This window comes from Parundibacterium terreum (genome assembly GCF_014636315.1).
Lineage (GTDB): Bacteria > Pseudomonadota > Gammaproteobacteria > Burkholderiales > Burkholderiaceae_D > Undibacterium > Undibacterium terreum.
Genome location: NZ_BMED01000006.1, coordinates 34,284 through 46,092, shown reverse-complemented (window position 1 = coordinate 46,092; position 11,809 = coordinate 34,284). Strand labels below are relative to the sequence as shown.

At 50.9% G+C, this 11,809-nt stretch carries 10 protein-coding genes; 7 read left to right on the top strand and 3 right to left on the bottom strand.

Translation table 11 applies throughout. The features are described from left to right. Positions 1-8 precede the first annotated feature (8 nt). Complete coding sequence (locus IEW12_RS23160; protein ID WP_188568513.1) at positions 9-692, bottom strand: DUF2076 domain-containing protein; 684 nt, start codon at positions 690-692, stop codon at positions 9-11. A 152-nt stretch (positions 693-844) separates the two neighbouring features. Here IEW12_RS23160 and IEW12_RS23155 point away from each other — a divergent pair, with 152 nt between their 5' ends. Next, positions 845-1,276, top strand: coding sequence for a DUF1810 domain-containing protein (locus IEW12_RS23155; RefSeq protein WP_188568512.1), 432 nt, complete (start codon positions 845-847; stop codon positions 1,274-1,276). Positions 1,277-1,297: 21 nt separating this feature from the next. Here the strand turns inward: IEW12_RS23155 and IEW12_RS23150 are convergent, their stop codons facing one another. Continuing rightward, positions 1,298-1,612: a magnesium chelatase subunit ChlI family protein gene (locus tag IEW12_RS23150; protein ID WP_308789156.1), complete on the bottom strand. Its 315-nt coding sequence runs from the start codon at positions 1,610-1,612 to the stop codon at positions 1,298-1,300. A gap of 664 nt (positions 1,613-2,276) precedes the next feature. On the opposite strand from IEW12_RS23150, the gene IEW12_RS23145 reads away from it, so the two are divergent. From IEW12_RS23145 to IEW12_RS23120, 6 genes are all read left to right on the top strand, one after another. Next, a complete protein-coding gene (locus IEW12_RS23145) occupies positions 2,277-2,606 on the top strand; it encodes a hypothetical protein (protein WP_188568510.1) in 330 nt (109 codons plus the stop codon). Between the two features lie 211 nt (positions 2,607-2,817). Further along, entirely contained in the window at positions 2,818-4,554 is a 1,737-nt protein-coding gene (locus IEW12_RS23140) for an ATP-dependent nuclease (protein WP_188568509.1), read from the top strand. After that, a complete protein-coding gene (locus tag IEW12_RS23135; protein WP_229751303.1) occupies positions 4,499-5,965 on the top strand; it encodes a UvrD-helicase domain-containing protein in 1,467 nt (488 codons plus the stop codon). Before IEW12_RS23140 ends, IEW12_RS23135 begins: the two co-directional genes overlap by 56 nt. Positions 5,966-6,558: 593 nt before the next feature. Next, on the top strand, positions 6,559-7,578 hold the full coding sequence (locus tag IEW12_RS23130; protein ID WP_188568508.1) for a S1/P1 nuclease: 1,020 nt from the start codon (positions 6,559-6,561) through the stop codon (positions 7,576-7,578). Between the two features lie 281 nt (positions 7,579-7,859). After that, positions 7,860-8,720: a S1 family peptidase gene (locus tag IEW12_RS23125; RefSeq protein ID WP_188568507.1), complete on the top strand. Its 861-nt coding sequence runs from the start codon at positions 7,860-7,862 to the stop codon at positions 8,718-8,720. 27 nt (positions 8,721-8,747) lie between these two features. Further along, positions 8,748-10,208, top strand: coding sequence for a hypothetical protein (locus IEW12_RS23120; protein ID WP_188568506.1), 1,461 nt, complete (start codon positions 8,748-8,750; stop codon positions 10,206-10,208). A gap of 175 nt (positions 10,209-10,383) precedes the next feature. Here the strand turns inward: IEW12_RS23120 and IEW12_RS23115 are convergent, their stop codons facing one another. After that, the gene (locus tag IEW12_RS23115; protein ID WP_188568505.1) at positions 10,384-11,793 is read right to left on the bottom strand and encodes a DUF2130 domain-containing protein; all 1,410 of its coding nucleotides are present in this window, start codon (positions 11,791-11,793) and stop codon (positions 10,384-10,386) included. Between the last annotated feature and the right edge of the window lie 16 nt (positions 11,794-11,809).

The following is an 11,809-nucleotide window of genomic DNA, read 5'->3' as shown; positions in this document are numbered from 1 at the left end:
ACCCCTGCTTAGACGTCGTCGCTGCCGCTGTCGTCAAAACTGCCCAGATCGCTCAGACCGCCGGAATCCGCATCGGACTGTGCCAGCGTATCCGTTGCGAAATAATCCTTGATCAAACCGGAATCCGTATTGGCCGAACCAGCCGGGGCGGCGGATGCGCCGCTGCTGTCCAGACTGGCGCCTGAGCCATGATGTCCCATCAGGCTGCCTATGCCCTGGAACAGGAATGCACCCGCAGCAACGCCGGCGGCCGTTGCTGCCATGGTTCCCAGCATGCTGCCGCCTTGCCCGGACAAGAAGCCCGGCTGCGCTGGTGCAGCCGCAAAAGCCGCAGGCGGGGCAGCGGAGTAGGACGGCGGGGTTGGCGCATAGGTAGGGGCGGATGCCAATGGCCGGCTGCTCGCGCTATTGCCCCAGGCACTGGAGGCATCCAGGAATGCGCCGGAACCTTGTGCACTACGGCTGGCACGCAATTCTTCCAGGTCGATTTTCAATTGAGCAATCTGGCCTTGCGCAACATTCAGCGCCTGATCTTGCAACAACACCCGTTGCACCAGCAGATAGGCCGCATCCGGTTGCTGCGCTACCGCCTTCTCAATCAAGGCTTGCGCTTCTTTATCCTTGACCAATCCATTGGCCTGCACCAACCGTTGCAAAAACTGCTGCAATACCTGACTTTCTTGTGGCGACATGGTAATTCTCCGGCGTTGGAACGATACCAGCTAGATTGTTATCAAGCTGCCCTTTTCAAGATGAGGGCAGCATGAATAAAATGAAAAACCATACGCGGATCGGACCTTAAGAGATGTAAACAGGCAAGCCGGCCAACAAACAAGACAAACTCATGTCAGATCCTTATGATTTGCAGCGCTTTGTCGCCGCACAAGAAGCAGTTTACGAGCTGGTGCTGGAGGAATTGCAGGAGGGGGAAAAGCGCAGGCATTGGATGTGGTTTATTTTCCCGCAACTGAAGGGACTGGGGCGAACGGAAACTGCGCGCTTCTATGGAATAAGCTCCATCGACGAAGCCCAGGCTTACCTGCGCCACCCCGTCCTCGGCACACGTCTGTTGGAGTGCATACACCTGTTGTTACAGATCAAAGGCAAGTCCGTACACCAGATTTTCGGTAGCCCGGACGATCTGAAACTGAGGTCAAGCCTTAGCCTGTTTGCCATCGCTGCAGAAGATAAACAGCCCTTCCTTGTTGCTTTGGAAAAATTCTATGGCGGCGAACTGGATCCCTTGACGAGCGCTTTGTTGGTTGCGCTGCCATGATACTGACGATACATACGCCGCTTAGTGCTCCCTCAGTGCCCGCCTGTACTGGATCGCCTCCGCCACGTGTGCCTTGCTGATATGCGGCGCCTCCGCCAGATCGGCGATGGTACGGGCCAGCTTCAGCACCCGGTGGTAGGCGCGCGCCGACCAGTTCAGCTTGGTCATCGCATTGCGCAGTAATTGTTCCGCTGCGCTGTCGGGTTGGCAATGCGTGTCTATGTCGGTGGTGGATAGCTGGTTATTGGCTTTGCCCTGGCGCGCTATCTGGCGTTCAAACGCCTGCTCCACCCTGGCATTGATGGTGGCGCTCACCTCGCCGTCGGCCTGCTTCAACAAATCTTCATGCGGTAATGCGCCAACATGTATACGATGAGCCCCCATCCCAGATGTAAACATCGATATGGAGCCCGGTATAAAAGGACAACTCCAATAAATCGGGGTTATTTCGACGCACTATTGTAAACATAGGCACGAATATGCAGCTTTGTTTACGTTTATCGACTGCGCGAACGAATTATCGCTGGCAATTGCCCTCTTTGTCGAATCAATAGAATTACCTTCATGAGGCGCTGGCGCCAGACGCTGGGTTCAGCGTCGGTCCTAAGGCGTCTGATCATCGGCCAGCCTCGTCGGATTGAATGTGGGCAATCCATCGGACAGCTGGTGTAAGCGCAGAGGTGAGCGCCTGCACTTAAATAGGGCAAAGCAACAGAACTCTTCTCAATGCTTTAGCGACGACGAGACATAAATTGTCGGCCCACGCCCGAAGAAGTACTTTACTGAGCTTTATGCGACTTCCCATCAGATCCCCAGACCAAATTCTTCTCGGTGTCAAAAAGCTCTCTTATTCCTTCTTTCTTATATTTCATGCGCTCGAATTCGATAGTGGACTCGCCTTTTGTCAACTTAGAATCCCTCAGAAAAAAAATCGTGCCTTGCTTTAATTACGAAGATCTGTCGAATAGACTGGCCATACATAAATTTTCTGGAGAGATATATGAGGGACCCAATCATGGAAGGAATGAAACTCTATAACATGATTGCTACTGGAAAAGCCCAGCACAGAGTAAAGGCTTTGGAAGCTACGGTAGCTGAACTTAAGGATATAGCTCACGCTGAACAGAGAAGGAAAGACGAAGCGTTGGCAGACAGAGATGGCTTCGCGAAGCTTTGCCAAAAGTTGCTAAAAGAAAGCGCAAATCCCGCGTCGCAGAAATACTTGTGTGATTCATCTACGGCTGGTGCAAAAGCTCGCCAAGCTGTCGTTGACCGAGAAAAGATTGAGTCTCTGCGTAGACGCGCAGAAGCGAGACGAATAAGAAACTGAAAGTAGCCAAAATTGCTACTTTTCTTTGACAAAATCAACAAAATTGTGCATCGTCTACTGACTGGCAACTGGTATAACTGTTGCCGTGACGAATAAAAGAAGACGAATGCACAGTTATAGCGATACCTCATAGAGTACTACTGGCGAGGGCCCCGTCTATCCCGACTCGCTCGAATCCGCTGACTGACACATTAATACTTCCGGAGGAACCGTGGCACGAGTTCGTAAGGTTGAGATCAGAAATTTCCGTTCGATTCGAGTGCTTGATTGGTTTCCATCGGGAGGTATCAATTGTCTTGTCGGTCCTGGCGACAGCGGAAAGTCCTCTATTCTCGATGCGATAGATCTGTGTATCGGCGCGCGTCGAAGCATTTCGGTGGATGACACTGATTTTTTCGGTTTAGACGTTACGCAACCGATTTCGATTACACTCACGATCGGCGAACTTCCGGACGCTCTCAAAAATATTAATACCTACGGGGATTTTTTACGTGCTTTTGATCCTGCGTCTGGGCAAGTTGAGGAAGAGCCCCGTCAGGGACTAGAAACTGTCTTGGCCCTTCGACTGGAAATCGGTGCCGACTTGGAGCCTGTCTGGACGCTTATTTCAGCGCGCGCACGCGAACTGGGGCTTGAGCGTGGTATCAGTTGGAAGGATAGAGGTTCCATAGCGCCCGCAAGACTAGGAAACTATGCGAATTCAAATCTATCATGGAGCCGCGGATCTGTCCTTAATCGACTTTCGGGAGAGCGAGCCAATCTCGGCGCGGAGTTAGCACGTGCCGCTCGCGAAGCTCGTGCTAATTTTGGCAACCAAGCGGGCGTTCAGTTTGCTCAAACGCTGCAGACAGTCACTGCCACTGCAAATTCTTTAGGTGTATCGGTAGGAGCTTCCGCAACGGCGCTGTTGGACGCGCATGCAGTTTCTATAGGTGACGGTGCAATTACGCTGCACAGTGAAGCCGGCGTACCTCTTCGTTCATTGGGGACAGGCTCGGTCAGATTACTCATCGCTGGTCTTCAGCGAGCTGCTGCCGACAGTGCGTCGATAATCTTGATAGACGAAGTCGAATACGGATTGGAGCCCCATCGGCTGACGCGTCTACTCGATTCGTTAGGCGCAAAAGAGCCAGCCCCGCCGCTACAGGTCTTCATGACGACTCATTCACCAGTGGCAGTCCGCGAGTTGAGTGGGAACCAGATCTTTGTTGTACGTTCGGTTGCCAGAACACATTCCGTTCGACCCGTTGGCGTCGACGATGACGTCCAAAGTACCATTCGGGCGGATCCAGAGGCGTTTTTGGCGCGTACCGTTATTGTCTGTGAGGGCGCGAGCGAGGTAGGTTTTGTTCGGGGAATGGATGCACACTATGTCAGTGGAGGTCAGACTTCCCTGCTTGCGCGCGGCGTAGCCTATGTTAACGTTGGTGGCGGTGATCCCGATCGCTGTTTTATTCGAGGAAATGCATTGCTTACTTTAGGTTATCGAGCAATTGTCCTAGTCGATAACGATAAGCCTCCAACGCCAGAATTAAGACGATTGACCGCGCTGTTCGAAGCAAACGGCGGTACATGGGTTTCTTGGCGCCAGGGCCGTGCATTAGAAGATGAGCTTTTTGCGAGCTTAAATCGAGTTGCTGTAGGGCTCCTAATTCAACAAGGTATCGAGAATGTCGGTGATGAGTTGGTCGATGCGCACATTCGAACTCAATCCCAAAATCAATTAAACTTGCAATCAGTTCTTGCGGAAGGCTTGGCTGGCGATTACTCTCCCGCCACAAGAACCTGCCTAGGCGTGGCTTCAAGACATCGGAAGAACGGTTGGTTCAAGTCCGTTACCAAGTTTGAGCACGTAGCCCGTACCATAGTCTTTCCCAATTTCGCCGATGCTGATGCTGGTTTTAGCCTGCCCGTTCTCCGGCTGTACGGGTTGGCTCATGCCGCTTGAGTTTGATCTTTTTGCCTCGGCCAGGTGCTCAGTAACCGCGCCTGCCGGTTGTGGAAAAACCCAGCTAATTGCGGACACATTAGCGCTGCATGTTGGCCCCAAACCAATCCTTGTGCTTACCCACACAAACGCAGGAGTCGCGGCCTTACAAGTACGATTGAGCCGTGCAGGCGTTTCACGTTCAGCATACCGTCTAACGACTATCGACGGTTTTGCGATGAACCTGGTCGGTACATTTCCGCTTCGAAGCGGATTAAATCCTCAAATTCTTAAACTCGAAAATCCTCAAACAGATTACGACGCGATTCGCGGGGCGGCCTGGCGTTTGCTGCAGGCCGGCCACTTGAACGAGATATTGGCTGCAAGCTACTCGCGCTTGATTGTCGACGAATATCAAGATTGTTCGTTGAGCCAGCATGCTATTGTGGATTGGGCGGCGACGTCGGTCCCTACTTGTGTATTAGGCGACCCCATGCAAGCTATCTTCAACTTTCGTGGAAATGAACTGGTCGACTGGAATAACAACGTGCTCGCTCAGTTCCCCTCGCTTGGTGAACTGCAAACTCCATGGAGATGGATTAATGCGGGAACGGAACGGCTTGGTCGTTGGTTACTTAATTCAAGGCTTATTCTTGCTGCTGGCGGTGCAATCGATTTGCGCACAGCTCCGCCCGAAGTGAGCTGGGTTCACCTTCTGCCGGGCACGGCAGATGCTCAGCGGGCCGTAGCTGCACAAGCGCAACCGCTAACTCGCGACGGAACTGTACTGGTAATTGGAGATAGCCGAAATACCCTGGGCCGGCGCCTAATAGCAAGTCGGACCCCCGGCGCTATTAACGTCGAGCCGGCCGACTTGCGAGATTTAACCGATTTTGGACTCCGATTCAACGTCGGTGCTCCTGACGCCGTCACTCAATTAGTCGGATTCGCGGGAGAGTTAATGACCAATGTTGGCTCCGCAGAGATGCAGAGAAGAGTAGCTAGCATCCGCGCCGGAACAGCTCGCAATCCGGCGACGCCAGCCGAGCATGCTGTCGTTACTTTTGCGAATACACCGAACCTAAATACCGCACTCAATGCACTTATCCAAATTCGAGAGCAGGCGCATGTCCGCGTCTATCGTCCTGACATACTTCGAAGCTGTATGAACGCGATGCAGATGGCGTCAGACGGCAGTTGCACTTTTCAACAAGCCGCTCAAAGGGAAAGGGAGCGATGCCGACATATTGGCCGCGGTACGGCGAGACGTTCCGTAGGAAGCACGCTACTGCTCAAAGGACTCGAAGCGGACATCGCAGTCGTGCTTAACCCAGAGTTGATGGATGCGACGCACTTATATGTAGCACTCACCAGAGGGGCGCAGCGGGTGGTAGTTTGTAGTGCAACCCACACTCTTGTCGTTGAGCGATAGCATCTCACAGCCGCAGCATAGCGGCGAACATAAATCTGGCTAACTGGTTAGCCGATTTCGAAAAGCACTTCTCTGAAAATGAACGCCATCATCACACCTGAGCTCGACGGACTCAGAATATCGAACACACTCGCCTGACTGTTCGAGCTTGCTTACGTATCCACTCAACGGCAACAGGGTCAAGCTGCTCTATCGCAGAAAAGCCAGTTGCGACGATCAATGTGTCGATTGCCTTATTTGAATGTTGCTCCTGGCTAAGGGTCCGATGCCCCCGGAGTCCGATGCCTGTCTCACTCTCGAGATTGACAACGAAACATCACTGGCTTGGATGGCAGGGATTCTCGCGAAGCAGAGCGCGGCGCTATCTCCACTCGGAAATCACCGAGTTGGTCTACATGGAACGGCAAACAACAAGTGCCACCAAATAAATACGCTTTTCACGCGTGCTAACGCAGGACAACTCTCAAATCGATTTTGTTGTCAATAAATAACTCTTGATATTTATATTTTTACATCTATTCTGACTTCGATACCGTGAATACAACGGTACAAAAAGACGGCGCCAGCCGGTCACAGCTCAGTGGAAATTTATCATGTCACGTCTGCGCTTCAAAATTGCAGGATTACCCCTGCTTGTCGCTAGCACTTGCGCTTTCGCTTTCGGTCCGCCTGGGCACGAAGAAATTGGCGCGATCGCCGACAAAATCCTAGCCCAGGATAATCCGAAAGTTTACAAAAAAATTCAGGCTACTCTGGGAACTACCCTTGAGCAGGCTGCTGTGTGGATGGATTGTGCAAAGAACGTCCAAATTTCAAAAGGTGCGTTCAAGTACGTCAAATCACCGAAATATCCGTCACCTGAATGCAAACCATTTGAAACGGAAGAGGGAAAGCGGCACTTCGAGGATTACGTTGAACGTAATTGGGATGGCTGCGACGAAAAGAAGGAATGCCACAAGGACTACCACTACACCGACATTTCAATTCAACACACAGATTACAACAGCAATTATGTCGGGGCCCATCAGTACGACATCTTAAACGCCGTCAACGCGGCAGTCGCCAAGCTGCGACGCCAGTCTGTCAATGAGCCATTCAGCATAAAGACAAAACAGGAAGCGGTACTAATGTTGGCTCATTTCGTTGGCGATATTCATCAGCCTCTGCATGTGGGTTCAGTATATCTAGATAAAAACGGAACAGTGGTGAATGGCTTGCTGAATGGCGAATACGATCCCAGCACATTTACACAGGGAGGAAATTTAATTCGAGTGAATGCTTCAGGAAAGTTGCACGCGGAGTGGGATCATATTCCTCCGAATTTGAAAGCTAATACTACGCAAAACATTATTGCTGCGGCAGTCGATGTCCCGCCAACCAAAGGTGACGTTGGCGGCTGGGCACAAAGCTGGGCTGAAGAAACTTTGGGAGTTTCGGCCAAGGTCTTCGCCTGGATGAATTTTGTCGGGATAGAGAATAACAAAGACTTCAAGTGGCAAGCAAATTTCGAAGATCGCAAGAAATACCTGGTTATGTACAAGCAGGTTGAGCAAGAGCAGATCGTCAAAGCGGGAGCGCGCTTGGCTGCAATGCTCACTGAACTATACAAATAATCCCTCATTCTGAATATATAAAAAGATCACTACGTAGAGTTGTACATGAGTAGTGTCACCGAGTCCGTTCATCAAAAATGCTTCTAAGATGGCTACAGAAATCGTTTCAGATTGCTGTTGTTCTGCTTTCAAAACGGCATTGCGAGGCATTTGAATTTATCACTGAGCAGTATGACTTCGGGTTCAACCATTATTGGTTACCAGGCAAAGTCCAACATGATTATTGGCACGATCCCGAAGTGTTTGGGCATTTTATTGATGATGAATTGTGAGGACTTTGTATGAAAGGTATCTTGAGTAAGGTTGCCTACACTTTTGCTTTTATTTTTCTTGGAATTTCGTCTGTCAATTCCTTCGCAAATACGCAAAACATTGAAGTTTTCAATGGAAAGCCGGTGCCGCGCAATTATGCCAAGTGGCAGGCAGCGATTCATTTGACCAATAAGAAGGTAAGCGACGGATTGGTCTGTGGGGGAAGCATTATCGCAAGAGGCTGGATCTTGACGGCCGCCCACTGTTTTTATGACCGCTCAACGAAGCAGCGCTTTCCCGAGGATCTATTGCTGGTGTCCTACGGTTCGGTCGCACTTGATGGAAAAAGAACGTTTGCTCATATAAATAAAGTTCATATCCAAAATTATGCTTATGGCCTGCCGGCCAACGATATCGCCCTGGTTCAAACAGACGACGATCTTGGCTCCGATTTTATGCCGCTGGCGGAGCAACAGGATCAAAACCTGGAATTGGGAGAGCTGGGCGTAGTGGGTTGGGGCGAGACCGAGAAGAGTTTTGTTTCCAATATTTTGCTCTACGCCACAATGAACGCTTACCCTTACACCAACTGCAAGCAATTTTATCCTGAAATTCCAGCCGGGGTACTTTGTGCTGGAAATAAAGGAACTGATACATGCCATGGTGACAGCGGCGGACCACTATATGCCATCAAGAACAATAACATTGTCCAGGTTGGCATTACGATTGCTGGAGACGGATGCGGCGTAAAACCGGGCTTGTATTCCAGTGTGCGATTTTATTTGAAGTGGATAGACCAGACCCTTCAAGTTACCGGCAGTCAAAGAGTTCCGTATAACAATGTGATCGCTACATGCGACGCAAAAGCCGTTAAAAACGGAATTTGCTAAATTTTTATAAAATTCTAGGGAAAAGACATGAAAAACGGACTGGCATGTTTATTACTGGTTTTACTGGGTCACGCTGGAGCTTCCATTGCACAAACATCAGCGAAAGATCAGGCGGAAGCCGCCGCAGCTGTGGCAAAGGCAAATGCCGACGCCCTAGAATCTGAATTGCGGGCAAAAACCGCCCAATATGATCTACAACAGCTGGATGCCACGAAAAAACTGGCGGCGGCCAAGGCTCAAAAAGAATACGATGACGGCGTAGCCACAGCGAAAGCCGCGGCGGAAAAGGCTGCTCAGGACGCAAAAGACAAACAAGTGGCGGCCATAACGTCGGCGTCTAAGAGTCTCTCTGAATTACAGGTAAAGGGGGATATCAAGGACTTCGCAGTGGGCGGCACTCCGATTGAAACGCAAATGTTGTCTTACAGGGCGCTTTCAGTTATTTCAACGAAATTGACACAAGACTTGAAGCCGGAGACGTTTGCAAACAAGACCGGCGTCATCCTCGCACAGGAAGGGGACATAGAAGGTCTTTATAGTTACAAAGCTACAAAGGAAAAATTTCTTCTCCTAGAAAAAAATTACAAAAGCGTTATCGACAAGGCGGAGACCGAATACGCGCAGCTCATTAGTGCCTCGACAACGAACGACAGATCGGCCGCCGTCGTGGGTTTGGCTCTGGAAGGAGTAAAAGCACTGGCTGCATTGGCGCAGACCTTTCAAACTCAATTCCACGTCAACTCGGTCGACGTTTCTATAGAGCAGATGGCGATGAATGCAGCTCTCGCTCAAGCCTGGAGTAAGTCACCGGTCCTACGAACTATTCCGCTTTATCGATATCCTGGCCTCTCTGCGGAAATTTCTACGACCGAAATTGGCGCCAATTTGTCGCGATTGACTGAGCTTCTTGAAAGGTCGTCCCGGCTGCAGGTTCGCGCCGCAGACTGGTTGCTCCAGGAGCAGAAGACAATTGATGCGATGAGCGCTAAGATCGCAGCCGCTAAAGCCGCAAAAAAAACCCTTGCTGATTCCGAGACCAAAGCGTTGTCAGCGAAAACAGGTAATCTTGAGCAGGTTAAAACACTGGTTGCGGATCTCAAAAAAACTGACGATCGAGTTGCTGGAACAATCGACACCCTCACTGCAACGTCAGAGACCAAGCCTGTCAGCATCCTCGCAAACCTTGTCCGGGCCGGCTATATGGCGGACAAGGTGCAAGCTGGAATGGCGATGCTGATCGTGAAAGTGGTCTCCGCCGGAGGCAATACGTTAAGCACAAATAATATTTGGACGGGACCTAAATTATTTCACTCTGGCGGCGCGATTGTCGCCTATACCCTGATCAGTACGGACGGAGTCCTGGTTAGCGGTGACGTGCTCGCTTCGCATACCGGCTATGTGCGGCTTGACCGTAAGGAGATCAACGCTATTGGTAACAGTTGGACCTCCATTGCTCCGAAAACGGTCTCACCACCGGAAACTAATTAGCATCCGTCCCGGCGACGCGCCGAACGATTGCAGGGCGCTTCCTATATCGTGGCTGCCGAGTGCTCGATCAAAGGACAGTAGTGCGGGGCCACCAGCAGCCGGGACACCTCGGAAAATGCCGGTTCGATTTCGCCCGCCACCCTCCGCGGGAGGGCCACAGCAAGATGAATCATAGTCATTCGACGTCCGAGGGCGGATTATTTGTAAGGTTGGCAAACTTGTCTGCCATCGTTGGATTTCCTCGCGTTAGCTTCTTGATTGTTACATCTTGCGCCTTGTCGTTAGCTAAACGAAGATTCCGATCCGTGCCAAGTAGGGCCTCCTTTGTCTTTTGCAGGTGATCGATCGATTTGTCTATCTCCTCGATCGCCGTTTGGAAGCGCCTTGCGGCGAGGTCATAGTTCTTTGCGAATCCAGACTTGAAAGTCTCGAGTTCGTTTTCGAAGTTCGTTATGTCAACGTTCTGTGCCTTTACGAGTGCAAGCTCCGACTTATATTTCAGAGAGTTCATTGCCGCGTTCCGCAGCAACGTGATGATCGGAATAAAGAACTGTGGGCGAACAACGTACATCTTCTGGTGACGATGGAACATGTCGACGATTCCCGTGTTGTAGAGCTCACAGTCGGGCTCGAGCAAAGAAACTAACACGGCATACTCGCAACCTTTCTGGGCGCGATCCTTGTCGAGCTCTTTCAAGAAATCCTCGTTCTTGCTTTTTGTAGCAGTGCGATCGCTCTCGTTTTTCATTTCGAACATGATCGAGACGATTTCGGTACCAGCCTCATCTGAGTCGCGAAAGATGTAGTCTCCTTTACTCCCAGTGCGTGCGTCGTTGTCCTTCTCAAAGTACGCTCTTGGAAATGCGGTGGCTCGAATGCGGTTGAACTCTGTCTCACAGTGCTGTTCGAGGGTTTCGCCAACCATCTTGGTTGACAGACGAGCTTTCATATCGCGAAGTCGTTCGATCGCATCATCGCGATCCCTGATTTGCGTTTCATATTTATCCTTCAGTGACTTTTCGCCGAGTTGCTTCTCAAGCTCCGCTCGTTCAAGACCGCTCTTTAGCCCATCACGCTCCTTCTCGATTGCACCGACGGCCTCGTTGATCGCTAGTTTTTTTGCTACTTCGATAGCATCAAGCCTTGCTTTCAAGCCCTGAATCTCTGTGTCCTTCGTAGCCAAGGCCTTTTGCAATTCGATCGCTAACTTTGCCTCAGCTAATTCGGAGGCAGCTTGCTTGTCTTGCTTCGACTGCGCGAGTTCGTTCGCGAGCATGTCACGCTCTTTTTCTACGGCACTTAGGGCCTCGGTCACCGCCAGTTTCCGGGCGACCTCGCCTGCGTCGACCTTGGCTCTCAGCTCCGATATCTCGTTGTCCTTGATGGCCGCAATTTTCTGCAATTCGTTGGTGACCTGAAACTTGCCGAGCTCGACGGCATTCTGTTTGTCCCGCTCAGCCAACTCGAGTCGCTCATGTAACTGCTGCTCGAATTCAACATCGCGGACCTGCTTTAGGATGTTTGCATACCCAGCCTCGTCGATTTTGAAGGCCTTCCCACAGTGAGGACAGATGATTTCATGCATAATTAAATTCGCTCCA

What these genes read in the sequence shown, in the direction of transcription:
- IEW12_RS23160 (WP_188568513.1), bottom strand. Translation starts at nt 692, where the DNA reads ATGTCGCCACAAGAAAGTCAGGTATTGCAGCAGTTTTTGCAACGGTTG.
- IEW12_RS23155 (WP_188568512.1), top strand. Translation starts at nt 845, where the DNA reads ATGTCAGATCCTTATGATTTGCAGCGCTTTGTCGCCGCACAAGAAGCA.
- IEW12_RS23145 (WP_188568510.1), top strand. Translation starts at nt 2,277, where the DNA reads ATGAGGGACCCAATCATGGAAGGAATGAAACTCTATAACATGATTGCT.
- IEW12_RS23135 (WP_229751303.1), top strand. Translation starts at nt 4,499, where the DNA reads ATGCTGGTTTTAGCCTGCCCGTTCTCCGGCTGTACGGGTTGGCTCATG.
- IEW12_RS23130 (WP_188568508.1), top strand. Translation starts at nt 6,559, where the DNA reads ATGTCACGTCTGCGCTTCAAAATTGCAGGATTACCCCTGCTTGTCGCT.
- IEW12_RS23125 (WP_188568507.1), top strand. Translation starts at nt 7,860, where the DNA reads ATGAAAGGTATCTTGAGTAAGGTTGCCTACACTTTTGCTTTTATTTTT.
- IEW12_RS23120 (WP_188568506.1), top strand. Translation starts at nt 8,748, where the DNA reads ATGAAAAACGGACTGGCATGTTTATTACTGGTTTTACTGGGTCACGCT.
- IEW12_RS23115 (WP_188568505.1), bottom strand. Translation starts at nt 11,793, where the DNA reads ATGCATGAAATCATCTGTCCTCACTGTGGGAAGGCCTTCAAAATCGAC.